Source organism: Roseibium sp. (assembly GCF_965233565.1).
Lineage (GTDB): Bacteria > Pseudomonadota > Alphaproteobacteria > Rhizobiales > Stappiaceae > Roseibium.
Window position 1 is genome coordinate 4,175,388 of the sequence record NZ_OZ247494.1, and the last position, 24,793, is coordinate 4,200,180.

Annotated in this window: 23 protein-coding genes; 13 read left to right on the top strand and 10 right to left on the bottom strand. The window is 59.9% G+C overall.

Features of this window, described 5'->3' with window-relative positions; all coding sequences use genetic code 11:
- Positions 1–194: 194 nt before the first annotated feature.
- Both ACO6TG_RS19090 and ACO6TG_RS19095 read right to left on the bottom strand, forming a co-directional pair.
- The gene (locus tag ACO6TG_RS19090) at positions 195–1,460 is read right to left on the bottom strand and encodes a hypothetical protein (RefSeq protein ID WP_422374645.1); all 1,266 of its coding nucleotides are present in this window, start codon (positions 1,458–1,460) and stop codon (positions 195–197) included.
- Between the two features lie 61 nt (positions 1,461–1,521).
- On the bottom strand, positions 1,522–3,807 hold the full coding sequence (locus ACO6TG_RS19095; RefSeq protein WP_422374646.1) for a hypothetical protein: 2,286 nt from the start codon (positions 3,805–3,807) through the stop codon (positions 1,522–1,524).
- Positions 3,808–4,309: 502 nt separating this feature from the next.
- Between ACO6TG_RS19095 and ubiT the strand changes: the two genes are divergently transcribed.
- From ubiT to ACO6TG_RS19115, 4 genes are read left to right on the top strand one after another with little or no spacing between them, the layout of a single operon-like run.
- A complete protein-coding gene (gene ubiT, locus ACO6TG_RS19100; RefSeq protein ID WP_422374647.1) occupies positions 4,310–4,867 on the top strand; it encodes a ubiquinone anaerobic biosynthesis accessory factor UbiT in 558 nt (185 codons plus the stop codon).
- Between the two features lie 14 nt (positions 4,868–4,881).
- Positions 4,882–5,868: a ubiquinone anaerobic biosynthesis protein UbiU gene (gene ubiU / locus ACO6TG_RS19105; RefSeq protein ID WP_422378912.1), complete on the top strand. Its 987-nt coding sequence runs from the start codon at positions 4,882–4,884 to the stop codon at positions 5,866–5,868.
- Between the two features lie 3 nt (positions 5,869–5,871).
- Complete coding sequence (gene ubiV, locus ACO6TG_RS19110; protein ID WP_422374648.1) at positions 5,872–6,783, top strand: ubiquinone anaerobic biosynthesis protein UbiV; 912 nt, start codon at positions 5,872–5,874, stop codon at positions 6,781–6,783.
- The gene (locus ACO6TG_RS19115) at positions 6,756–7,154 is read left to right on the top strand and encodes a hypothetical protein (RefSeq protein ID WP_422374649.1); all 399 of its coding nucleotides are present in this window, start codon (positions 6,756–6,758) and stop codon (positions 7,152–7,154) included. The genes ubiV and ACO6TG_RS19115 overlap by 28 nt, the downstream gene beginning before the upstream one ends.
- A 13-nt stretch (positions 7,155–7,167) precedes the next feature.
- Here ACO6TG_RS19115 and ACO6TG_RS19120 read toward each other — a convergent pair whose 3' ends face one another.
- Positions 7,168–7,848, bottom strand: a complete 681-nt coding sequence (locus ACO6TG_RS19120; protein ID WP_422374650.1) for an NnrU family protein — start codon at positions 7,846–7,848, stop codon at positions 7,168–7,170.
- A 207-nt stretch (positions 7,849–8,055) separates the two neighbouring features.
- On the opposite strand from ACO6TG_RS19120, the gene ACO6TG_RS19125 reads away from it, so the two are divergent.
- The 9 genes from ACO6TG_RS19125 (at position 8,056) to ACO6TG_RS19165 (ending at position 18,821) form a co-directional block, all read left to right on the top strand.
- Positions 8,056–9,276, top strand: a complete 1,221-nt coding sequence (locus ACO6TG_RS19125; RefSeq protein ID WP_422374651.1) for an NnrS family protein — start codon at positions 8,056–8,058, stop codon at positions 9,274–9,276.
- A gap of 124 nt (positions 9,277–9,400) precedes the next feature.
- Positions 9,401–11,608, top strand: a complete 2,208-nt coding sequence (locus ACO6TG_RS19130; RefSeq protein WP_422374652.1) for a 4Fe-4S binding protein — start codon at positions 9,401–9,403, stop codon at positions 11,606–11,608.
- A 29-nt stretch (positions 11,609–11,637) separates the two neighbouring features.
- Entirely contained in the window at positions 11,638–13,548 is a 1,911-nt protein-coding gene (nosZ, locus tag ACO6TG_RS19135; RefSeq protein ID WP_422374653.1) for a TAT-dependent nitrous-oxide reductase, read from the top strand.
- A gap of 2 nt (positions 13,549–13,550) precedes the next feature.
- The gene (locus ACO6TG_RS19140) at positions 13,551–14,834 is read left to right on the top strand and encodes a nitrous oxide reductase family maturation protein NosD (RefSeq protein WP_422374654.1); all 1,284 of its coding nucleotides are present in this window, start codon (positions 13,551–13,553) and stop codon (positions 14,832–14,834) included.
- Entirely contained in the window at positions 14,831–15,736 is a 906-nt protein-coding gene (locus tag ACO6TG_RS19145; protein ID WP_422374655.1) for an ABC transporter ATP-binding protein, read from the top strand. Before ACO6TG_RS19140 ends, ACO6TG_RS19145 begins: the two co-directional genes overlap by 4 nt.
- A gap of 3 nt (positions 15,737–15,739) precedes the next feature.
- Positions 15,740–16,570, top strand: a complete 831-nt coding sequence (locus ACO6TG_RS19150; RefSeq protein ID WP_422374656.1) for an ABC transporter permease — start codon at positions 15,740–15,742, stop codon at positions 16,568–16,570.
- Entirely contained in the window at positions 16,567–17,115 is a 549-nt protein-coding gene (locus ACO6TG_RS19155) for a nitrous oxide reductase accessory protein NosL (RefSeq protein WP_422374657.1), read from the top strand. The genes ACO6TG_RS19150 and ACO6TG_RS19155 overlap by 4 nt, the downstream gene beginning before the upstream one ends.
- Positions 17,112–18,125 carry an FAD:protein FMN transferase gene (locus ACO6TG_RS19160; protein WP_422374658.1) on the top strand — a complete coding sequence of 338 codons (1,014 nt, stop codon included), beginning with the start codon at positions 17,112–17,114 and terminating at the stop codon, positions 18,123–18,125. The genes ACO6TG_RS19155 and ACO6TG_RS19160 overlap by 4 nt, the downstream gene beginning before the upstream one ends.
- Positions 18,126–18,293: 168 nt before the next feature.
- Positions 18,294–18,821 carry a hypothetical protein gene (locus ACO6TG_RS19165; protein WP_422374659.1) on the top strand — a complete coding sequence of 176 codons (528 nt, stop codon included), beginning with the start codon at positions 18,294–18,296 and terminating at the stop codon, positions 18,819–18,821.
- Positions 18,822–18,869: 48 nt separating this feature from the next.
- Here the strand turns inward: ACO6TG_RS19165 and ACO6TG_RS19170 are convergent, their stop codons facing one another.
- From ACO6TG_RS19170 to ACO6TG_RS19200, 7 genes are read right to left on the bottom strand one after another with little or no spacing between them, the layout of a single operon-like run.
- Positions 18,870–19,121, bottom strand: coding sequence for a hypothetical protein (locus ACO6TG_RS19170; protein ID WP_422374660.1), 252 nt, complete (start codon positions 19,119–19,121; stop codon positions 18,870–18,872).
- Positions 19,122–19,164: 43 nt separating this feature from the next.
- Complete coding sequence (locus tag ACO6TG_RS19175; protein WP_422374661.1) at positions 19,165–20,178, bottom strand: sirohydrochlorin chelatase; 1,014 nt, start codon at positions 20,176–20,178, stop codon at positions 19,165–19,167.
- On the bottom strand, positions 20,135–21,667 hold the full coding sequence (locus tag ACO6TG_RS19180; protein ID WP_422374662.1) for a cytochrome D1 domain-containing protein: 1,533 nt from the start codon (positions 21,665–21,667) through the stop codon (positions 20,135–20,137). The genes ACO6TG_RS19175 and ACO6TG_RS19180 overlap by 44 nt, the downstream gene beginning before the upstream one ends.
- Positions 21,642–22,862, bottom strand: coding sequence for a heme d1 biosynthesis radical SAM protein NirJ (gene nirJ / locus ACO6TG_RS19185; RefSeq protein WP_422374663.1), 1,221 nt, complete (start codon positions 22,860–22,862; stop codon positions 21,642–21,644). The genes ACO6TG_RS19180 and nirJ overlap by 26 nt, the downstream gene beginning before the upstream one ends.
- A 3-nt stretch (positions 22,863–22,865) precedes the next feature.
- Entirely contained in the window at positions 22,866–23,354 is a 489-nt protein-coding gene (locus ACO6TG_RS19190) for an Lrp/AsnC family transcriptional regulator (protein WP_422374664.1), read from the bottom strand.
- On the bottom strand, positions 23,351–23,806 hold the full coding sequence (locus ACO6TG_RS19195) for an Lrp/AsnC family transcriptional regulator (protein WP_422374665.1): 456 nt from the start codon (positions 23,804–23,806) through the stop codon (positions 23,351–23,353). The genes ACO6TG_RS19190 and ACO6TG_RS19195 overlap by 4 nt, the downstream gene beginning before the upstream one ends.
- A complete protein-coding gene (locus tag ACO6TG_RS19200) occupies positions 23,803–24,792 on the bottom strand; it encodes an Lrp/AsnC family transcriptional regulator (RefSeq protein ID WP_422374666.1) in 990 nt (329 codons plus the stop codon). Before ACO6TG_RS19200 ends, ACO6TG_RS19195 begins: the two co-directional genes overlap by 4 nt.
- Between the last annotated feature and the right edge of the window lies 1 nt (position 24,793).

Below are 24,793 nucleotides of genomic sequence, written 5' to 3' on the forward strand. Positions count from 1 at the left end.
TACCTTTCCCAAGGCAGGCACTGGCGCCTTGACGACGGTCAAGTTAATACGGCTTCGCCGCGGGAAGCGCAATAAACCTGCTGACGCTACAATCTTACATCGGCCGGCGGCCTCCCGGTCCTGTCCCGCTGTTTCGATTTAGACAATACCGATCGGCAAAGATCTGGATGACCTGATTCCCGCCCTATTGATGCCTATGAGATCAGACCTGCCGGCGCCCCATCGCTGGCTGTAAGCTCCTGTGCTTCACTGGCTGTGAGCGGTTCGCCCGCAGACGGGAAGGTGAAGGTGACGAAAAAATTCAAACTGAATCCGCTGCTGCCCGCGAGAATTGCAATCCAGAAGTCGCGTTCTGTGTCCTCGAACTTCAGCCCGACCTGAACGTCTCCATCGTCGTAATTTATTTTATAGGTCAGCTGTTTGTTTGCATCGACCTCGACTGTACCGGAGAAATCGAGGGAAAGAGCGTTGTTAGAATAGTCCGCATCCAGCTTGAAGGTTACCAGCCGGCTGTGTTCTCCCACCTCGAACCGGCCTTCCAGGTCGAATTCGACGTCCAGATTGCCGTCGTTCTGGCCGATAAGATTGAATGTACTTGTTGCTTTAAGGCCGGTTCTGCCCTCTTCGTCCGTCTCCAGATCCCCGAAGGCAAACTGAACTTCAGCTTCCAGGCCCTCTGTCGCGGAGTAACCGAGTGCGACCCCAAATGTACCGTCCCTGCCGTTGAAGTTGAACTGGCTGCGCAAGTCCAACTCAAAACCGGTCTGACCTTCTTCGGAATAAAGCCGCAAGCCACCTTGAAAAACCTTGAAACTCTTGGCTGCAATCGTCACGTCGAAGGTCTGCGTTCCGTCGATTGACCCGAGAAATACGATTTCACCGTTTTGAGGTTCGAATTTGCCAGAGAGTTCAATTATCCCGTCAAGGCTATCCGTAGCACCGGTGACGAGGTTCGGCCAGACCGTCAACACATCTGCTTTTAGAATATCTCTTTCACCCGGCGCATTGTCGGAGTTTCCACTCAACTGGATGATGACCTTCATAACGGCTTTCCCGCCGCCATTCAGATTAATTGTAAGTTTTTTGTATCCCTCTTCAAATGCAAGCGAACCATAAAGAATGAACTTGGCGCCATCTTCCGGGAGGTGAAATTCGATGTCCTGTGCGTTGTCGATGACAATTTTGCCGCCGAGTAGGGCAAAAACATTGCCGCCTGCAGACGCAACTTCGATGCGCAATGCGTTGCGGTAGGTTCTTCCGTTGTGCAATCCGGAAAAGAAATCATAATTCACGGGGACGGTAACTGTCGCCATCCCGTTCGGGGAAAGCGTTAACTCATTGGATTGACTGGTCGAGCTTGCCGACCAGGTGCCCGTGAGGTTTCCTGCCGCTGAAGTGCCTGAAAGGCTCCCGTCCGCAAGCAGTTTATAAGTGACGTCGTCATGAACAAATTCAAGCATTTGACGGTTTCCAATCCAATCTCGGGTTAAGCGTGAAAGTCCGTCACAAAGATGCCGGACCCTAGAAGATGAAATTTGCGCGGGCGAATACGGTGCCGGAGTCCCGACGTTCAGACTGCGGGGAATAGCCGTAGCCAATGACGAAATCCGACAGACCCAGGTTCCGGTCCTGTTGCCGGATGGACAACAGCAGCCCGAACCCTTGTAGTGCTTTGGTATCGTCGACGCCGACGCCGTCCTGAATGCGGTCCGACAACCATCCAAAATCCGCGAATACCGCGCCATTGAGCTGCTGAAAGGCCTTGGTCAATGCGGTGTCGGGTTTCTCATTTTTGTTCGTGCCAGGTTTGGCGTTGTCGTTGTTTGCAGCCGGTACCAGGCGTGCCCAGAGATTAAAAAGATTTACGCCCAGTTCGGTTTGAAGACCGACATAGCTGTGACCGATGAACTCGTCGCGCGCCAGGCCGCGCACGAAGAGTGGATCTCCCGCTGCCAAAAGTGCGTAAGTCGGTGCGCCACCGCTGACCCAGCCAGCCGTGGCACGCGTCCGCACATATCCGGGAATGCCAGCTCCGAAGGTAAGGGCCAAGCGCGGGCCCGACGCCACGACGGCCCGCAAGTAATCCTCCTCCGCACCCAGCGCCTGAAACCCTGTCGACAGGTCAAAGTGGTTTTCCCAATCAAGGTGGGTCAGCCCCCTTCCGGTAAGCGAGAGGGGAGCAAATCGGGTCCAAAGCACGTCGCCCTTGACATAGGGACCGGCGGTAAAACCTTCATCGAGCAGCGCAACACTATTGGCTCGTCCTGAATTTTCCACATTGCGAAACCGAAGCCCCATATCGATGTTCGACAGCAACCGCCAGGTTCTGTCGATCCGTTCAAACGGGTTTTCGGCCTTGAAACGCTGATGATGGCTCAATGTGTCATGCAGAAAGCGCGCACCGGTTTCGACCGTGGCACTTCGTTCTGTAAACGCGCCGCGCTCGATGTTGCCCGCATAGACATCCTTCACTTCATCGGTGTCGGCGCGCAGAAACACTTGCCATCTTGTCCCGCGGCCGCCCCCGGGTCTCGGGGCGAACGGCTCCAAAACGATTTCACCCTCTCCGGTGAGCGACTGGTTGCCGCCCTTGACGGTGAATTTGAACGTATCGACTGTTTCCGGCATTCCCGGAATGGCCGCGAGTTCAATGGAAGCTGTCGCTGTTGCTCCTTTTTCCGGGGTGACCTCAACTCCACCTGCCACGCTCAATTGGCGTTGCTCGGTCGCGCGCGGTGTCACTTCGAAAACGAGCGTTTTGTCCTCAAGGCGGTGGCGGATCACAGCGACATCGGGATGACGGCTTAAATAGGCCACATCCGCATCCCTCGCACGCTGATCTGAGTATCTGGAACGGCTGGAGACAAATTTGTGTGGATCGCCCGACCCGTCCGGCCGGTAATGCCTGTTGAGCCGGTTTTCCACGCGTTGATTACCTGCAACTTTGATCAGCACGTCGTCAGGCAGTTGTTTAAGTACAACGCGCACCTTCAACAAATTGTCGCCACTCAGGGAAGGGATAATTTTGTGCACGATTGGCCCAAGAGTATCCACGCTTTGGCTGACGGCTTGCTCAATGCTTTCGGCCTCATAATCAGCGCCGGGAACAACGTCGTTTTCCGAAAACTGCAACAGGACCATGGTTGCAAACATATCCAATTGGCGTTGCAATTCCTGCGCCGCTTCTTCGGATGTACTGCCCGGCAGCGCCGCGCGCATGCGCTGTAGATCGCTTGTGGCGTAAAGCGTCTGGTAAGACAGGCGTTCACCCCATTTCTGAATGTCGGGTCCGAGCGGGCCAGGAGCCAGGTCATAGCGCTTTTGGGCGATCACACTTGCTAGGGATGTTTTTCCCTTGAAATCGTTGTGAGAACCAGAATTGTCCGCGTCGAGCGTGATCAGGTTAAGAATGATCGACTTAATCTTCGGCTCTTCATAGGTTAAGCGCAGCTCAAGGTGGGGGCTAAGAAGAATTGGCGTCTTTGGAAATAATTCGACTTTCGAGTTGAATATTTTTCTAAAACTCGACTCCAGAGTACTTCGGTATCCGAAGTACTCATACTCGGCCTCAATCGCATTATCTGTGATTTCTTTCAGTCGCTCAATATCTCTTTGCGGGTCGTTGCTGGTCGTGACGATATCCTTTGCCGGCCCAACTATCAGCACATTGTCGGACCCATAGGGCTCAACTTCAATTGTCCAGGTAATCTCACCGGCAAAACTGTCAGCCGCAACAATTGTCGATAGTACCGAAGCGACAAGCATCGGAACAACAAGCCGAAAAATCTGCCCAAAAAAGCTGCGCACCCCACACCGCCTTAAGCTGAAAATAAAAAAAATACATCAAATCTTATATAATACTCTCCCATAGCGCGCATAGAATCAAGATCCGCTACTCTTAATCAATGCTGCGCTGCCGTTGCGTTGACTTACTACAGGTCGGGATTGCGAATAGGCTGCGTCCAGGCAGGAGATCGATTGTTGCGCGTCAATTTGTAGCGTGAGATTGACGTTGCCAAATTTTCCGGCGCGCAGAGCTGGCAAGTGGGGCCTGCTGTGCGCTTGAATTCAATGCCTGGTAAGCTGGGTCCCCGGGCCGGATAGAGCAATTCCAATGATTTTTGACGAGAGAACATTGAAGCCAATGGTTTGTCCAATTGGCGTGAGCGATGTATCGATCGGGCACAAGGCCGCCGGCAGATGACCTGAACACCTGTCGACTGCTGACCCCGCTATTCGGTTCTTGACATTGATCAAGTCCGAATGCTTCGGGATGGCCATACGGTCTGGCATCGAAAGTGAGACCGAGATGCCAAAGCCCATGTCCGCCCACAACCTGCCCCCAATCGTGTCCGACCTCGTAGCGCCCTTGCCGCGCCTGCCGATCGAGCTGCTATTGTCCGAGTTGATCAGGCGTCTCGTCGCCCGGCGGCCCGACCTGTTGCGCAGGCTTGGTGCCGTGGTCAATGTTCCGATAGCGGTGGTGCCGGATGATTTGCCCCATGCTTTCGTGATTTCGCTGAACCCGGACCGGCCGAGCGTGAAGCTCTGCGACAAGGCCTGTTTGCCGCAAGCAGACGCTGTTGTCCGCGCGCCGCTGCTTGATCTGCTGGGGGTGCTCGATGGCACTTATGATGGCGATGCCCTGTTCTTTTCCCGGGATCTGCGCGTTGAGGGAAAAACCGAATATGTGCTGGCTCTGCGCAACACGCTTGAAGACGCCGAATTGACACCTGCCGAATTTGTCGGCTTTACCGGGACACCGGCGCGATGGGTCAACGAGGCGGGCGGACATATGCTGAGCAGGGCAAGACAAGTCGCCGCCAGGTCGCATGAAAGGGCCATGGTGAGCGGAGGTCGGCATTGACCGCGTCAGGCTCCATGGAACTTGTCTGCCCTGCCGGCACGCCGGCGGCCCTGCGCGCGGCGGCCGATGCCGGTGCGGATGCCATCTATTGCGGCTTTGCCAATGAAACCAACGCCCGCAATTTCCCCGGCCTGAACTTCTCGCCAGACGAACTGGCCACCGGGATCGCCTATGCCCAGCAGCGCGGTGCAAAGGTTCTGGTGGCCATCAATACGTTTGCGCGGGCTGGGCAGACCGCTCTCTGGCAAGATGCGGTGGATGACGCGGCAAGGTGCGGCGCCGATGCCGTGATCGCAGCCGATCTCGCCGTGCTGGATCACGCCGCTGCAAACCACCCGGATCTTCGCCTTCACCTGTCCGTTCAGGCGGCGGCGAACACGCCGGAAGCCATCCGCTTTTATGCAGAGACCTTCGGCGTCAGGCGTGTGGTTCTGCCGCGTGTGTTGTCCGTGCCGGAAATCGCGGCCCTGAACAAGGAGATCGACGTTGAGACGGAAGTCTTTGTCTTTGGCGGTCTTTGTGTGATGACGGAAGGGCGCTGCGCGCTCTCGTCCTACGCGACCGGCAAGTCACCCAACCTGACGGGGGTCTGCTCGCCGCCCGATCATGTCGATTACAGCGAGGATCCGGCTGGCCGCCTGCAGGCGCGACTGGGCGGTTTTACCATCGACCAGTTCGAGCCCGGTCAGGCTGCCGGTTACCCGACCCTTTGCAAGGGGCAATTCTCGGCCATGGGCAAATCCGGCTACCTGTTCGAAGATCCGGTGAGCCTGAACGCGTTCGAGCTTCTCAGCGACCTCTCCAGGGCCGGTGTCACCGCCCTCAAGATCGAGGGGCGTCAGCGCGGCAAAGCCTACATCTCCGGCGTCGTCAAGGCGTTCCGGCAGGCCGTTGACAGTCTTTCAGGCAGGGCAGATCCGACGGCGGCCATCGCCGCGCTGAAGGCCTTTTCCGAAGGCGGTCAACAGACGGCCGGCTCCTACAAGAAAACCTGGCGGTAGGTCATGGCGAATATCTCACCGATCGAACTCGCGCTTGGCCCCTGCTTCTACAACTGGCCTGCGGAACAACTGACGGCGTTTTACCGTCATATTGCCGAAGAAGCCCCGATTGACCGGGTTTATCTCGGTGAAGTCGTCTGCGGCAAGCGCATGCCGTTTACCGATGCTGCCTGGCCCGAAATTATCGAAACCCTGGTCGCAAGCGGCAAGCAGGTCGTTTTGTCCTGCCTGGCGCAGCCGGTCAACAACCGGGAGCGGAGCATACTGACCCAGCAGGCCGGCTATGACATGCCTGTCGAAATCAACGACATGTCCATGGTGGCGGCGCGCTCCGGCAAAGCCTTCACGGCGGGCCCGTTTCTCAATGTCTATAACGAGACGTCTCTTGCCTTGCTCGCGAACCGGGGTGCGACAGCCTGGTGCCCGCCGGTGGAATTGCCCCTGGCCTCCATCCAGACCATTGCGGCTCTGGTGCCGGAGGTCGAGGTCGAGCTGTTTGCGTTCGGCCGGCTGCCGCTTGCATTGTCGTCAAGGTGTTACCACGCAAGAGCGCATGGCTTGCGCAAGGATTCCTGCCAGTTCGTCTGCGAGCAGGACCCGGACGGCATGGATGTCGCCACGTTGGACGGGCGCCGGTTTCTGGCAGCAAACGGCATCCAGACGCTGTCGGATGCGGTGCACTATTCGGGCGTCACGGCCGGTCAGCTCGAGGTGATGGGCATACGCCGTTTGCGCCTGTCGCCGCATACAACGGACATGGTCGCGGTCAGCAGGCTGTTCCGGGGTTTTCTGGATCAGGACCTGGACGCAGGCGATCTGGCCGGGCGGCTGGAAGCACTCGAATTGCCCGGCCCCTTGTGCAACGCCTATCTCATGGGAGACGCAGGATGGAAGAACGTGGCCCTTCCGGCCTGAGACCTGGCCAACAACCCGGAAAGGTGCGTGCGTCAGACGGCGCACCTGATCTCATTGAGCAGATACACCGAGAACTGGAACGACTGGACATGCCCTGCGCCTGCAAGGACCAGCTTGATCAGACAATTGTCGCCATTGAGGTCTGGCAGCGCCTGAAGCTGCGCAAGGACCTGGCGAGCGCAATAGAGGCAGATTACGGGCAGCTGCTCTCCGGCCTCTCCTTTCTGGGGGACCTTGCCCGGATCGGTGGCAACACCCTGTCACCTGACGAGATGCAGGACCATGCCGAGAGCCTGAAGTTCCTGGCGGACACGGCGGACAGATGCGCAAGGCGCCTGAACGAACTCAGCCGGGTTACCGGACAGGAATGACGTCCTTGAGCCTCTACAGCGCGGCCAGCGGATCCACACCTGCAAACCAGGGGTGCAGCGCTGCCAGGACGGCGTAGAGACCGAGCCCGGCAATGAAGCGGGCCAGAAACGCAGGGATCTGAGCGGGGGCCAGTCCGGGCGCGCTTCTGATCGTTGCAACGATGCCCTGCCATCTGTCGCCCAGTTCTCGCTGCCGCCGCCTGTCGATCAGCTTCATTCCCAGAATGGAAAACAGCGCAAAGGAGCCGAACAAGAGGACATGCGCCAGGTCGCCATTGGGGACCAGGTGAGACGCGGACCACAGAAACAGAGCGGCCAGGATTGGATGCCTCATCCATTTGACAAGCCCGGGTTTGTGCGGATCGAAGCGGTCGTTTTGCCAGCCGCCGAAGGAGAGCGGGTTGGGCCGGCCGAGCCCGAAGGACAGGATCAGGCAAACAGGCAGCATGAGCAGGATCGGAACCCAGTTCTGCCAGGGAGCATAGGTCCAGAGTGCCACATATGGGGCGGTTTTGGCGGCCTTGATCAGCCACCACAGAATTACCACCGACAAGGCCGAATAGGCCAGCGTGAAGCCGTGTTGTGTCAGGTGGTGTACCAGCCAGGGCCGAACGGGCGGCCGGACAAGCACCATGTGAGACAGGAAGAATACCGCGAACGCGGCGATGTAATTGAACCAGCCACCAGCAATCATGTTTGTCCTGTTCCCACCCGTCAATCTGCCCGTCGCGGCAGGGTCCGAAGTGCCCGATTATTCCTGACTTCTATCTTCAGGTTTCACCTCGCGAATTGACAATCGTCAAGACATTCTGCCGCCAACGCTGAAACCATGCGGGCTCACCGAACCGGTCTTGAAACCGGCGACCGGTGGGATTGCTGGTTTCTTTATAGAGGCAGGTTCATGGCCGCATCTCTTTCCCCGCAGAACGCCGACATACCAGGCCGGCTTCAAACCGTCCTGTCGGCTGGTTTCCGGTTCTTTTTTCTGTCGGCGGGGCTTTTTGCGGTTCTGGCAATGCTCGCCTGGGAATTCTGGCTGGGCATGGCGGCTGCCGGTAACGGCCTGCCGTTCCTGGCGATCGGCATGGCACCGCATCTCTGGCATGCCCATGAAATGATGTTCGGTTACACGGCTGCTGTCATGGCCGGTTTTTTCGTCACCGCGGTTCCCAACTGGACGGGCACGAAGGAAGCGGGCAGACGCTTTGTTGCCATCAGCGGCTTCACCTGGTTGCTGGGCCGCTTGATGATCTGGTTTTCCGGCGTTTTTGATCCGCTTCTGGTTGCTGTTGTGGATCTGGCCTTCATTCCCGTCCTGTCCACTGCAATTCTCGGACGCCTGACGCAAAAGTCCCAGCTGCGCAACCTGATCTTCCTGTTCCTGCTCAGTGCGCTTCTGATCGGCAACCTGCTGATGCATCTGGACTGGCTCGGCTGGCCGGGGGGCGATGCAGAGGCCGGTGTCCGCCTCGGCATCTTTGCAAGCGCCGCCATGATCACCATCATCGGCGGTCGCGTCGTACCGGCCTTCACGCGCAATGCCTTGAACAAGGAAGGGCATGCCGGAACGCTGCCGCAATCGCATCCCTGGCTGGACCGCGCCGGTATTCTCCTGGCTCTGGCGACCACGCTGGCCTGCCTTCCGTTTGTTCCAATGCCTGTCCTCGGCTGGTTGTGCCTGGCGGCCGGGGCGGTCAATTTCTGCCGTCTCGCCGGCTGGAAGGGAGCCGACACGCGCCAGAACCCGATCCTCTGGATCCTGCATCTTGCTTTTCTGCTGCTTGCGCTGGGGTATCTGGTCTATGGCGGCAGTCTGGTGTTCGAGCTTCTGTCGGAGACTGCGGCGCTGCACCTGGTTGCTGTTGGTGCCATCGGCTGCATGACGTTGGCGATGATGACAAGGGCCTCGCTCGGCCACAGCGGCCGGGCTCTGAAAGTGCCGTCTGCCATCACCATCGCCTATCTTGCCGTCATTGCGGCGGCCCTGGTGCGCACATTCGGAACCTTCGCCCTCGACTATTATTCGGTGATGCTGTTGTCCGGTGGGCTCTGGCTGCTTGCCTTCGGGCTCTACAGCTGGGTGTTTTTCCCGATCCTGACGACCCCCAGGGCACATAGTTAGCCGGGTAAGTAAATGCCTTGCTCCAAACAATTTTCCGGAACTTGACGATCGTCAAGAACTCGGCTGCCGGCTGATCCGATTATTGGCGGGCAATTAAACAAGGCAAGCGCTGGAGCGCTTAATCGTGCGTCCGCTCAAAAACACTCTTCACGTCAGACTGATCTGCCTCGCGTTTCTTGTTGCCTTTCTTCAGGCGACGACCGGTGCGGCGGCTGATGCGCTCGTGACCCGGTTTCTCGACAAGGTCGAGGTTTCCGAGCTCGTGCCCACCGCCGACGCGTTTGGCGCCTTGCGGGACGATGTTCCGGTTGTTCCGGCGCTCCGGAACGGCGAGACGGTCGGCTGGGTGTTCCTGACTTCAGATTTCGTTTCGACCACGGGTTATTCGGGCAAGCCGATCCACACGCTGGTGGGCGTCGACACCGACGCCATCGTCACCGGGGTGCGGCTGGTCAAGCATTCCGAACCCATCGTCCTGATCGGTATCCCGGAATCAAAGATCCGCGCAGTGACCGAAGGCTACGCGGGCCTGGATCTCAAGGCGGAAGCTGACAAGGGCGGTTCGGCTCACGAGCTCGACATCATCTCCGGCGCCACCGTCACCATCATGGTGATCGACGATTCTATCGTGCGCTCCGGCCTGAAGGTGGCCCGCTTGCTCGGCCTTGGCGGTCTAGCGCCCGAGATTGTCGATCAGGGACCGAAAAAGAGCATCAATACCGGCCTACAGGAGACCCGCGACTGGTTGAGCCTGACGGGGGATGGTTCTGTCCGGCGTCTCTCGCTCGATGTCGCCCAGATCAACGAAGCCTTTGTCCGTCAGGGCGATCCGAAGGCGATTGCCCGGCCGGAAGCCGGTCCGGACACGGATACTTTCATCGACCTCTATCTGGCCCTTGCAGATGTGCCGACAATCGGTCTGTCGCTGTTGGGCGAAGCCGAATACACCAATCTGAAAAATCGCCTGAAGGACGGCGAACACGCGCTGATCGTCATGGGCCGCGGCCGCTACTCCTTCAAGGGGTCCGGCTATGTGCGCGGCGGCATCTTCGACCGCATCCAGATGATCCAGCATGACATCTCGGCCAGGTTCTTCGACAAGCAACAGGCGCGTGTCGGCGAAATCGCCGCTGACGGTGCCCCTGCCTTCACCGAAATGGATCTCTTCATCATTCCGGCGGATATCGGCTTCGATCCGGCCAAGGATTTCCGTCTGCAGCTCCTGGTCCAGCGGGCGATCGGTCCGATCGACAAGGTCTTCCTGACCTTCGATCTCGGCTACCAGCTGCCGGACCAGTATCTCAAGACCGAAGCCGTTGTGGCAGCGGCAGCGCCAGCGAACGGCACGGATGCAGCCGCCGAGGATGCCGCCGCTGTCCAGGCGCTGTGGCAACGGATCTGGCGCGACCGCCAGGTGGATATCGTGGTGCTCGGTTCGGCAATCGCGCTTCTGACCCTGGTCTTCTTCTTCCAGATGCAGGTGACGAAACACGAGCGCTTCACCTTCTGGTTCCGCATCGGCTTCCTGACCTTCACGCTGGTCTGGCTCGGCTGGATGGAAAACGCGCAGCTGTCGGTCGTCAACGTGATGGCCTTCTTCTCCTCGCTGACGAGCGAGTTCAGCTGGGACGCCTTCCTGATGGACCCGCTGGTTTTCCTGCTGTGGTTCTCCGTTGCCGCGGCTCTGCTGTTCTGGGGCCGGGGCGCCTATTGCGGCTGGTTGTGCCCGTTCGGCGCCCTGCAGGAACTGACCAACCGGATCGCCAAGGTCTGCCGCGTGCCGCAATTCGAGGTGCCCTGGGGCCTGCACGAACGGCTCTGGCCGCTGAAATACATGATCTTCCTCGGACTGTTCGGCCTGTCGCTCTACTCGCTGGATGTCGCCGAGCACTATGCCGAGGTGGAGCCGTTCAAGACGGCCATCATCCTGAAGTTCCAGCGGGCCTGGCCGTTTGTGCTCTTCGCCGTTGCGCTGCTCGTCGCCGGCCTCTTCATCGAGCGCTTCTATTGCCGCTACCTGTGCCCGCTTGGAGCAGCGCTGGCGATCCCGGCCCGGCTCAGAATGTTCGACTGGCTGAAACGGTACCGCGAATGCGGCAACCCGTGCCATCGCTGCGCCAAGGAATGCATGGTCCAGGCCATCCATCCGGAAGGCAACATCAATCCAAACGAGTGCCTGAACTGCCTGCATTGCCAGGTGCTGTATCAGCACGATCAGAAATGTCCCGTCTGCATCAAGAAGCTTGCCAAGAGAAAGCGCTTCGAGGAGCAGACCGGGCTTCGCAAACCGGAGACCGGCACCGACACGGGTGCCCCGGTTCCGGCCAAATGACCTTCAATGGGCAAACAAGGAGATCAGCCATGAAGGAGAAGGAAAACCATCTGGGTATGTCCCGCCGGGATCTTTTGGGGGGAACCGCCAAGACCGCCGTCGTCGCCGGAATGGGCGCCGTCGCCGCCAGCAGCGCATCGCCGGCCCTGGCACAGGACGGGCACCAGAAATTCGAAATGGCGCCGGGTGAACTGGACGAATATTACGGCATCTGGTCCTCCGGCCAGACCGGCGAAGTCCGCATTCTCGGCGTGCCGTCCATGCGTGAACTGATGCGCATTCCGGTGTTCAACCGCTGCTCGGCCACCGGCTGGGGCCAGACCAACGAATCGCTGAAGATCCTGACCGAAGGCTTGCTACCGGAAACCAAGGCCTATCTCGCTGCTCAGGGCAAGGTCACCTATGACAATGGCGACCTGCACCACCCGCATATGTCCTTCACCGACGGGACCTATGACGGCCGCTACATCTTTGCCAACGACAAGGCCAACACGCGTGTGGCCCGCATCGACTGCAAGACGATGAAATGCGACAAGATCATCGAGATCCCGAACGCGCATGACATCCACGGCATGCGACCGCAGAAATATCCGCGCACCGGCTACATCTTTGCCAATGGCGAGCATGAAGCACCGCTGGTCAATGACGGCAAGATCCTCGACGATCCGTCGCAATATGCCTGCATTTTCACCGCCATTGACGGCGATGAAATGAAGGTGGCCTGGCAGGTGATCGTCTCGGGCAACCTGGACAACACCGACGCCGACTACCAGGGCAAATACGCTTTCTCGACCAGCTACAACTCGGAAATGGGCACCAATCTGGCTGAGATGACCGAGAACGAGCTGGATCACTGCGTCGTCTTCAACATCAAGGCGATCGAGGACGCTGTTGCCGCCGGCAATTATCAGGAAATGAACGGCGTTCCGGTGGTCGATGGCCGCAAGGAAGCCAAGTCCCAGTTCACCCGCTACATCCCGATCCCGAACAGCCCGCATGGCTGTAACGCGGCGCCGGACAAGCAGCACATTGTCATCAACGGCAAGCTGTCGCCGACCGTCTCGATCATCGATGTGACCAAGGTGGATGCCCTGTTCAGCGACAATGCCGATCCGCGGTCTGCAATCGTCGGCGAGCCGCAACTGGGTCTCGGACCGCTGCACACCGCCTTCGACGGCAAGGGCAACGCCTTCACCACGCTGTTCCTGGACAGCCAGGTGGTGAAATGGAACATGGACAAGGCGCTGCGTGCTTATGCCGGGGAAGATGTCGATCCGATCATCTCCAAGGTCGATGTGCATTACCAGCCGGGCCACAACTCCACCTCCATGGGGGAAACCGCGGAAGCGGATGGCAAGTGGCTCGTGTCCATGAACAAGTTCTCCAAGGACCGTTTCTTGAATGTCGGTCCGCTGAAACCGGAGAACGAGCAGCTCATCGACATTTCCAGTGACGAGATGGCGGTGGTGCATGACGGCCCGACCTTTGCCGAGCCCCATGACAGCATCATCGTGCACCGCTCCAAGCTGAGCCCGGCCATCGTGTGGGATCGCAACGATCCGTCTTTCGACGAGGCCAAGAAACAGGCCGAGGCCGACGGTGTCGATCTGGAATATGCAGCCGATGTCATCCGCGACGGCAATAAGGTCCGGGTCTACATGCACTCGGTCGCGCCGACCTTCAGCCTTGAAAAATTCACGGTGAAGCAGGGCGACGAAGTCACGGTCTATGTCACCAATATCGACGATATCGATGACCTGACCCACGGCTTCTGCCTGTCCAACTACGGCATTGCCATGGAAGTCGGCCCGCAGGCCACCGCATCCGTGACCTTCATCGCCGAACGGCCGGGCGTGCACTGGTTCTATTGCCAGTGGTTCTGCCACGCGCTCCATATGGAAATGCGCGGCCGTATGTTCGTCGAACCAAGGAACGCCTAACCATGCAACGCGCCCTGCACATCCTGACGCGAGGCCTGGCAGTCTCCCTTGTCAGCCTGCTGGCCACCGGCCAACTGGCTGCCAGGGATTGGCTGGTTCCCGCCGAGCAGGGCGCCTTGCAATCCATACTGGACCAGGCGCAGGCCGGGGACACGCTCCGGCTTGCCCCCGGCAAGCATGCCGGCCCCATCACCCTCACCGAGCCGCTGACACTGGATGGCGGCGGCAAGGCATCAATTATCGGCAACGGCACGGGCAGTGTCGTGACGGTGACAGCACCGGACAGCAAGGTCCTTGGCCTGACACTGACGGGCTCCGGACTGTCCCATCAAACGCTTGATGCGGGTGTCAAACTCACCAAGACGGCGCACGGGTCCGAGGTCCGGGACAACCGGATCCTCAACAACCTGACCGGTGTCGACGTGCACGGCGCCCGCAATGCGGTTGTGTCCAACAATCTGATTGAGGGCCGGAAAGACCTGCGCATGAACGAGCGCGGCAACGGCATCTATGTCTGGAACGCACCGGATCTTCTCGCCGAATTCAACACCATCCGCTACGGCCGGGACGGCGTCTTCGTCAACACCAGCCACAAGGACACGTTCCGCCATAACCGTTTCGAGGATCTGCGTTTCGCGATCCATTACATGCATGGCAACAGGGGCATCATCGAGAGCAACGTCTCGACCGGCAACGACATCGGCTATGCGCTGATGTTCTCCGACCGGCTGACGGTGCGCGGCAATGTCTCCATCGGCGACCGCAATCACGGCCTGATGCTGAACTATGCCAACCGGGCCGAGATCGTCGGCAACCAGGTGGAAGGCGGCGGTGAAAAGTGCCTCTTCATGTACAACGCCAACAAGAACACGGTCCGTGAGAACAGCTTTCAGGGCTGTCCGATCGGTGTGCATTTCACGGCCGGTTCCTCCAGGAACAGCTTTCAGGGCAATGCCTTTATCGGCAACCGGACCCAGGTCAAATATGTCGGCAGCCGCATGCTCGACTGGAGCAGCGAGGGCAGGGGCAACTACTGGAGTGACCACGCCGCCTTCGACATGAACGGCGACGGCCTTGCCGACACGGCCTACCGGCCCAACGACATGGTCGACCAGGTGCTCTGGACCCAGCCTTCCGCGAAGCTTTTGATCGGCAGCCCTGCCGTGCAGCTGTTGCGCTGGACCCAGTCCCAGTTCCCGGCGCTGTTGCCGGGCGGCATTGTCGACAACGCCCCTCTCATGCATCCGCCGGACCGGCCCATGCCCCTTTCTGGAGTTCAGGGATGAGCACAACAAGCCTTTCCATCGACAAGGTCAGCAAGCGCTTCGCTGCCTTCAAGGCCGTGGACGACGTCTCCTTTACCTTGCAGCCAGGCGAAAGGGTGGCCCTGCTCGGCCATAACGGCGCCGGCAAAACGACCCTGTTCAAGATCATTCTGGGTTTTCTCAAGCGCGACGGCGGTGAGGTCTCGGTTCTGGGCGCTGCCCCCGGCAGTTCCGCAGCCCGAAAAGCCATGGCCTACCTGCCGGAATCCGTCGCGTTTCCGGCAAGCCTGACGGGTGAAGAGGTCCTGAGTTTTTATGCAAGGCTGAAAGGTGAGAAGCCTTCGAAAGCGCTCCCACTTCTGGACAAGGTCGGTCTTATGGAAGCCGCAAGGCGCAAGGTCGGCACCTATTCCAAGGGCATGCGTCAGCGCCTCGGCCTGGCCCAGGCCCTGATCGGGCGGCCGCGAATGGTGCTTCTCGACGAACCGACAACCGGACTCGATCCGATCTCCCGCCAGACGGTTTACGAACTCATCGGCGAGATTGCGGAGCAGGGGGCAACGGTGCTGCTGTCGTCCCATGCGCTGACAGAGCTGGAAGCCCGCACCGACCGGATCCTGATCCTCTCAAAAGGCAAACTTGTAGCCGATGACGTTTTGGGCAGGTTGCGCGAACAGGCGGGGCTGCCGATCCGGCTCAAGGTCTGGACCCGTCCAGGCAATGTTCAGGCTGTCGCCGACCAGCTTGGTGGCGGGCGCATGAACGGCCGCTCGGTGGAATTCGACTGCGATCTGGACGGCAAGGTGAAGGCGCTCTCCGCCATCAGCGCGCTCGGCAATCTCGTCGAGGATGTCGACGTGCATGCACCAAGCCTTGATGACGTTTATCGCCATTTTTCCAACACTGCCGAGAAGGAGGTCTGAGCCATGTTCTCCAGAATCTGGACCGTCGCGGCACAGGAAATCCGGATCGGCATCCGCAATCGCTGGATCCTGCTGGCGACACTGATCCTGGCCGTGTTTTCGCTGGCCCTGGCGTTGCTCGGCTCGGCGCCGGCCGGGACACTTGGGGTCGACCGGCTGACGATCACCGTCGCCTCGCTTGCCAGCCTCTCCGTCTATCTGGTGCCCCTAATTGCCCTTCTGTTGGCCTTTGACGCGGTCTGTGGCGAGATTGAACGTGGCACGCTGCTGATGACGCTGTCTTGTCCGATTTCCCGCACGGAGTTTCTGGCAGGCAAGGCGTTTGGCCACACGCTGGTGCTGAGTTTCGCCCTGGTGATTGGCTACGGCCTCACCGCAGGTCTGCTTGTTGCACTCGGATCGGGCTCCGTCAGCGGCCTGATCGATTTCGCAAGGCTGATCGCGACGTCTGTTCTGCTCGGGGTGTGTTTCCTGGCCATCGGCTATGTCCTGAGTTCGCTGACCCGGCAGTCCGGCACGGCGGCCGCCGCTGCCATTGCGGCCTGGCTGATCCTGGTGGTGCTCTATGATCTGGCCTTGCTGGGCGCCCTGGTCGCCAATCCGAGCGGTGCCTTTGCTTCGGATGTCTTTCCCTACGCTGTACTGGCCAATCCGGCCGACGCCTTCCGCCTGTTCAACCTGGCCGCGCTCGGCGCCAGCGAACTGGTCGGTGGCATGGCCGGTGTCGCTGAGACACTGCCCTTTCCGCCCTTGATGGCGCTTGTGTCCCTGGCCGCCTTTGCCGGGTTGATGCTCAGCCTGTCGACCATGCTTATCCGGAGGATAATGCCATGAGGAAAATCCTGATTGCCGTCTTCGCCGCAGGTCTTCTCGGGGCCTGCCAGGACGACGTGCAGATTGCCAAACCTGATCCGCTGAACCTGACGCCGGAAGCGGCCGGCCACTATTGCCAGATGACGGTTCTGGAACACACGGGTCCCAAGGCGCAGATCCATTTGACAGGAATGCCTTTTCCGTTTTGGTTCACGCAGGTGCGGGATGCGGTGGCTTTCAAACTGTCGCCCGAAGAACCCAAGAACATCGCGGCCATTTATGTGAACGACATGGACAAGGCCCAGAGCTGGGAGGAGCCTGGATTTGACAACTGGATCGAAGCCGACACGGCCTGGTATGTCATTGGCAGCCAGCAGGCCGGGGGGATGGGGGCGCCCGAAGCGATCCCGTTCGGTACTGAAAAAGGCGCAGAAGACTTCGCGGCGGCACACGGAGGCAGCGTCCTTCGCCTCGATGATATCCCGGCTGACTACGTTCTGGCGCCGGTCGAACTCTCTGCCGCCGAACAGCTGAGCTCCAGCGAACAGGACGAGGCACGGCCATGAGCAGCAATGCCACCGCACCTCTGACCCGCAGACGCTTTATCCGCATATGTGCCGCCGCAACGGCGGGGCTGGCCCTGCCTTCGACCGCATCCGCCGCCGGAGCCAAACTGCATCGCTGGACGGGGGTTGCCCTTGGGGCACGGGCCGAAATCAATCTGGTTCTGAAGAGTGCAGAAGAAGCGGAGTATCTGTTCAAGCGGATCGAGGCGGAGATCCGGCGCCTGGAAGCCATCTTCAGTCTTTACCGCACCGACAGTGAACTCAGCCGCCTGAACCGCGACGGCCACCTAGCAGCCCCGTCCCAGGAGCTGGTCGAACTGCTCGGCCTTTCGAGACGGCTGTTCGAGCTGACAGAAGGAGCCTTCGACCCGACGGTTCAACGGCTTTGGGAGCTGCACGCGCGGCAAACCGCTCAGGCATCCAGCGACGCTGAGCAACCCGCAGCCTTCGACGATGCCCTCTCCAGAACCGGCTTCGACCGGATTGTCGTCGAAGCGGCCGGCATCCGCTTTCGCGACCCTGGCATGGCCATAACGCTGAACGGCATCGCTCAGGGTTACATCACCGATCGTGTCGCCACATTGCTCACGGCCGCCGGTTGCCTGAATACGCTTGTCGACCTTGGAGAGATTTCAGCGACAGGAACTGCACCACCGGAAAGCGGACCGGTCACGGCCGGCTGGCCGGTCACCCTGCGCCCGGATCCGGGACAGCCGGACCAGCAGGCAGACGTGCATCTCAACAACATGGCGGTTGCGAGTTCCGCAAGACTTGGAACCACCTTCGACCAGGCGGGGGCAAGATCGCACATCCTGGATCCGAGATCGGGCCTGCCCGTGGCAAACGATCTCCTTGGTGCCAGCGTACTGGCACCGACTGCGGCGCTTGCAGACGGATTGTCGACGGCCGCGCTGGTGACCGGAGAACGAGGCCTGGCGGCCATGCTTTCGGAAATCCCTGGCGCCTGTGCCTTTATTGTCCGGGAGAGCGGATCGTCGGCCTGGCTCTAGGACGCACGCCGCCCAACACTGAACATTTCATGCTTTTCCACCAGACTGGAAGATGATGGAGCAGACGTTACGTCAACGTACAGGTTGTGCTTGAATTCGAGTGGCTTGCAATTGCCGTTGCCATGTTGATGATGATCATTCGAATGCTCAGATTTTTGACGGACGGCAATGAATAAATTGAAGATTATTTTCCTTTTCTTTCTCTCGATGACGGTGACGATGATTTCTGTTTCCGCTCAATCGGAAGAAAAAACGTCTGGAAGCGACGACAAGGATGCCGGTTTATCGATCGTGGTAGACCAGAGATATCGTTTCAAGGAGTGTAGTACTGTCAGCGAGAAGTGTCTTTGGACCAGCATGCGCACCAACACGCTCGGCTTCTATATAATCGACGAAGCAATTGAGCGATATCGTCCGATTTCTGGCACTCCCGGGACATGGGAGAAGGTCCTTCGAAACACCCGGAAAGCGCCGGTGGAAGACCTGCCAATCGGGATACATGTGTCCTACGACGGCAAAACCTTGACCTACTCCTCCAGGTTCGAAGAGGCAGGGCACTATATCGAGTATTTTGTGTTTGACGAAACGGACTGCGATTACGTGATTGACTCAGAAAACAAGGTTTTTCGCACTGAAATCAAGGAAATCAACAGCGAGTGCACCTTCACCGTTGAAACTGGAAATGCCTTTAAGTAGCCCTCGATCTCTCTTTGAACCGAGCGCGCGATTGCAGGTCGGCAGATGTTAAGCGTCGGGTGCCTTTCGTCCTTCCGCCTCGTCCATCAGCCCGCGTACCCATCTGGCCGCAGCCCAGGTTGCCGGAATGCCGAGCGGGATGCTGAGCCAGATGCAGGTAAGCGGTGACAGGGCAGGCAGGCCAAGAGCGATGCCCATAAGGCTGAGCAGGAACAGGTTGATGGCAACGGCTGCCGCGGTGAACGGATAAAGCACGATCGCGAGTTTTTTGACCGGCCACGTTGTCTCTGTCGTTGTCATCTGTTCCTGGCCTTTCCCGGTTTCCTGGCTGTACATTTCATGTTCAGGACTGGTGGGCATTGGCCATGCCGGTCTTCCGATGGCTCCCATGCCTGGTCGACTGGTCAATTGATATCCGGCCAGAGACACGACTGATCACCGATCGGAAAATCCACGCGATCGCCGCTGCTACGTCTCGAAGTTTTCCCGGCCCCCTGCGTGTCGGTACTGGGGTGTCGCCTGGGTCACTGGCGCCCGGTCTGATCGGCTCGCTAACGCGGATCGGCGGCGGCGGCGACAGGCTGACGGCCAGGCGGTCCGCGTCCATCGGGTCGAAACGCATCGCGCGCTGCCTTGCGCTTTTAAGGCTTTGCGCGATCAGGTCGGGCACAAAAGAGGCCGAGCCAATGGCGGGCAGCAGCACGCCCTGGAAGCGGCCTTCTTCCACGGCCTGTGGAATATCGTCCGTCAGATGCGTTCCTGTTCCGGCCAGAAACGGCAGCATCAGGGTCCGGGAGGAGCTCCGCCAGGCCATATCCGCCAGGAACGGTTCCTGGGCCAGGAAGCCGGTGTGGATTGCCTTTTTGAAGGGCGTCAACCGGCGCAGTCGCCTTGCAAAATAGAGCGCGCAGTCTCCCGCCGCAGGTCCGGAAGACGAGCCATGGGCGGCGATCATGATGTCGCAGGAATTGAAGGACCAGCCAAGCTGGTCTGCTTCCCGCTTCAGAAGCTTGAGGGTCTGATGCGGCAGACCCGGATGGGTGCCGAACGGGGCAAGCTGATGCACCTTGCGGTCTCCGAGACGCCCTGGAAGCGCCGTCTTGGTAAACCAGCCATCCGCCATGAACATGGGATAGATGAATGGTGCACCTTCGGATGTGTCCAGCACGGCCTCCAGTGCTCCCGGTGCTGCCAGCGTGGCGGACCGGATAGTCCAGTCCGGCAAAAGCAGCTGGATCTGCGCCGCCAGGGCTTTCAGCTCGTCTTCGCCGGCCTCGGGCTGGGAGGGCTGGCCATGCGCGACGAGGATCGCCTCAGTGGCTGGTGCCTTCGGAGAAGGTGATCTTGTTCCAGACATTGTATTTCCCTGAAGGTTTGCGCATCGGCAGGCGGCGGACTTCCTCCAAAGTTGCCGCGTCATAGACGATCACCGCGCCGTCATCCTCCCAGACGGAGACAAGCGCATGGCGGCCGTCTCGCGTGAATTCCACATGGGCCACCGTCGCGCCTTCAACCGGCCGGAGTGTCTTGACGATCTCAAGGCTTTCCTTGTCGATCACATGCATGACGTCCTTGTTCGGGCCGAAGAACACATCCACCCAGACATAGGGCGAATTCTCGTGACTGCGCATGAAAAATCCGGGACCGAGTGTCTCGATCCGTTTCACGGTCTGCCAGGTCGACATGTCGATCACGGTCACCGCGCCGTCTTTCAGGTGAGGCGTCGCCATAACGGTGGTATCGCCGTATTTCCAGGTGATACCAGAGCCCAGATGTGGCATGCCGGGCAGATCGAGATCCGCCGTTTTCTGGCCGATCACCAGATCGATTACCTGGCCGCCATTGCCACTGCGCGACGCGCCCATGACATATTCATAGCTCTGGTCGAAAAAGAAATCGTCCAGATAATCCGGCGTCGTGATCTTGCGGATCGGGAAAGGGTCTTCGTTTTTGACCGGTCCTTCGGTGCGCCAGTCATGGGCAAAACCCATCTCGGGCGGATTTTTGCCGTAGAAGACTTCCCAGATCTCCGGAACGTCCTTCAGGGCCAGCACGAAGCTTTCGCGCGGCGGGGCCTGATAGACCGCCGAAATCCGGCTCGGCGTCCCGTCCTTGCCTTTCACTTCCCTGACCTTGGCGACACTCAGGTCGTCCGTCGACAGGATGGTCAGCGTGTTGGGCAGGTAATTGGCGACGGCCAACCACTTGCCGTCATGGCTGATGGCTATGTTGCGGCTGTTGAGACCGGCTCGGATGCGGCCCACTTCCTGCAGTGCATAAAGATCGTATTTCTGCACCCAGCCGTCGCGCGACATGATGAAAACAAAGCGGCCTTCGGGCGAGAATTTCGGCCCGCCATGGACCGCAAACGGCGTTGCAAACCGGTCAAGCGTCTCGAACGTATCGCCGTCCAGGACACTGACGTGGTGATCGCCGGTTTCCACCGCGAGCGTGATGTTCATCGGGTCGGAGGACCAGGTCGGTTTTTCGGCCGGTGTATAGTCTTCATTCATCAGCCGGCTGGCCATGATTTCGGCTTCGCCCCAGGGCGGAACGTCGGCAAGCGGTTCTTTCAGATAGGCTGCAAGCGCATCGATCTGCTCTGCTGAGAGGATCTCGTCGAATGCCGGCATCTGCGTGGCTTCGCGGCCGTCGCGGATGACCGAGACGAGATTGGGACCGCGCATACGACCCAGCGTCTGCGGGATCAGGGCCGGTCCCAATCCGCCCAGCCGTCCAGCGCCGTGGCATTCTTGGCAATTGTCGGCATAGTCCTGCACCGGGTCCGCCAGCGGTGCGGTGACTGCCAGCGCCAGGGCGCTAAGCGAAACGATGAGCCGGATCATGGCGTTTTCCTCGGAATGGGGTCACCGTCAGGCGCTCGTAGTCGACGCCGTCGATGCCGATTTCACTGTCGCTCAGGTAACAGGCCGGGTCTTCCGCCCAGGGATCGCCTGTGACCTGAAGCGCGCGAATACGGGTGTTGCCGCCGCATTCGGTCTTGAAGGCGCAGGCACCGCAGCGTCCCTTCAGGGGACGGGGCCGGGTTCTGAGTTGCGCCAGCATGGGATCGTCACCGGTCCACAATTCGGAAAAGGGGGCCGATTTCACACTGCCGATCGTGTAGTCGGACCAGTAGGTGTCCGGGTGCACATTGCCGAGCGTATCGATATTGGCAACGCCCAGACCAGAAGAATTGCCGCCCCAGGCGGCCAGATGTGCCCGGATATGGGCCGCCGTTTCCGCACCGAACCTGGTTTCGACCCAGTTCAGAAAATAGACCGCGTCCGCGTCATTGTTGCCGGTAACGATATCGAGCGGACGGCCGCCGTCAACGCCCTGCCAGGCCCGGTCAAGCAACAGGTCCATCGCCCAGCGGGAGCGCTTGTGTTCCGCGTCTTCACCGCGGTTCTTGTCACCGCGGCCGGCATAGACCAGATGCGACAGGTAGAATTTGTCGACGCCTTCGTCATCGCAAAGCTTCAGGATGTCGGCAAGGCTGGTGTGGTTGCCCTCTGTCAGGGTGAAGCGCAGGCCCACCTTGATGCCACGTGCCTTGCATTCACGCACTCCGCGCAGGGCGTCCGAAAAGGCACCATCGACGCCGCGGAACCAGTCATTGGTCTTGCCGATGCCGTCGATGGAAATGCCGACATAGTCAAAGCCGATCTCCGCGACCCGGTCGGCGGCATCGCCATGGAGTTTGGTACCGTTGGTGGACAGCGCCAGCATGCGCACAAGCTGGCGTGCACGTGCGGCAATCTCGAAAAGGTCGCGCCGGTCGAGCGGTTCACCGCCTGACAGGATCAGCGCCGGAATGCGGAAGCGGCCAAGATCCTCCAGTGTTTCCATGGCCTGCTCACGGGTCAGCTCGCCGGGAAAATCGACATCGGCGGAGACCGTGTAGCAGTGGCGGCATCTTAAGTTGCAGCGCCGTGTCAGGTTCCAGATCACGACCGGTTTCACCGGACCTGATCCACGCCGGGTTCTGACAGGGGTCGGTTCCTTGATCTGGTGCATGTATTCCGAAAGACGAAACATGTCTCAGCCTTCCTTCCTGCGCAGCCGCATGCCGGTCTTTTTCAGGATGCGGGTCGAAAACAGGATGTCGCTTGCCCGGCAGGCATCGCCGAGCAGATCGACAATCTGCCGGCGTTTTTGCAGGACTTCGTCCTTGCTGGCGCCATGGACCATGGCAAACAGGTTATAGGGCCAGTCAGGCAGTGCCCGCGGACGCCGGTAGCTGTGCGTGACAAAGTCGAGCGCTCCGACCTTTTCACCGATTGCGTCGACCCGGGCATCGTCCACATCCCAGACGGTCATGCCATTGGCGGTCATGCCGAGCCGGTAGTGATTGGGGGCCGCTCCGATCCGGCGGATGATGCCTTCTGCCTTCAGCCGCGCGAGCCGGTCCAGGACATCGGCTTCCGTGAGACCGAGCGTTTCGGCGATGACGGCATAGGGGGCCGGAACCAGCGGCAGGCCTGCCTGGGTCGCTTCAACGATGGCGCGATCGGTTGATGACAAGGTCATGCGTTCACCCGAAATCCGATGAAAAACTCGCGCTCTTTCGGAAACTGCAGGACCTTGAGACCGGTTTCCCGCTCGATGATCGCAGTCGTTTCCTGAATGGCTGACGGGCTTTCCGTTGCCAGCACGAACCACATGTTCAGCTTGTGGGTGCGCTCATAATTATGCGCGACCTCCGCATGGGCATTGACTTTGGTTAAGACCTCGTCGAAGCGCTCGGAAGGAACGGCCATGGCGCACAGGCAAAAGGCCCCGCCAAGTGCTTCCGCGTCAAAAAACGGTCCAAACCGGGTCAGAATCCCGTCGTCACGCAGCTGTCTGATCCGGTCGACCAGCGCGTCCTCGTCCATGCCGAATTCCTCGGCGAGCGACTGGAACGGGCGGGCTGTGAGCGGCAGGTCGTCCTGAAGCCGGTTGATCAGGGTGCGGTCCAGATCCGTGAGTGTGCCGGTCATGCCGCGGCTCCCTGCCGGGCAATCATCGCTCCGGTCTGCTTGAAGCACCGATTGGAAAAGAGGGTCTTGAACGGAACCCGTTCCAGCTCCGGCAGACGGCTTGCTGCCGTCAGGGTCTCAAGGGCTGCACGGCGGCTTTGTGCGTGGATCATGCAGTAGAGCCGGTACGGCCAGACGCCAGGCGCCGGCCGGCGTTCATAACAGAGGGTCACGCCGGGATGTGCTGCAAGAGCTGGTCCTGCCTGGTCAATCCGGTCAGACGGTATGTCCCAGACCACCATGGCGTTTGACCGCCAGCCGAGGGCGCGGTGGCGCACGATAACGCCGAGGCGGGAGATGATGCCGCCGGCCTGAAGATCCGACACCCTGTCCAGAATGTCCTTTTCGCTGCGGTTCAGGGGCTTGCCGATTTCCGCGAAAGGCCTGTTGCATAGCGACATGCCGGTCGTCAGCGCCTGCAGGATATCCCTGTCCCCGTCGCGGAGGCGCGTCAGATCCACGGGGCGTGCAAGCGGTGTCCGCTGCGACGAACCGCGCAAGCGGAAGCCCAGATCGACATTGAACGGGCGGACAAGCGGCAGGTCGAGAACCGTGAGGCCGGTTTCCTGCCTGATGGTCTCCAGGGAAGTGTTCACATGGTCCCGGTCCGGCCCGGTTGCGACAAACCAGAGGTTCCAGTGATCCTCCCTCAGATAGGAGTGATTGACGCCCGGCTGACGGCCGACAATCTCTGCGACCTCTTCCTGGCGGTCATCCGGCGCGGACAGGGCGGCGAGTGTGCTGGCCGACACCGTGTTGGGTGCGCATGTCGCTCCGACCCGTGTGATCCGGCCAGAGGCCGACAAGGCGGAAATGCGCCGGATGGCATCTGCCTCGGAGCAGCCCACGGCTTCACCGATCACGGCAAAGGGGCGCGGGTCGAGCGGGAAATCCCGCTGCCAGTCATCCAGCAGCCTGAGATCAATGGCATCGCCGATCCGTTCCATT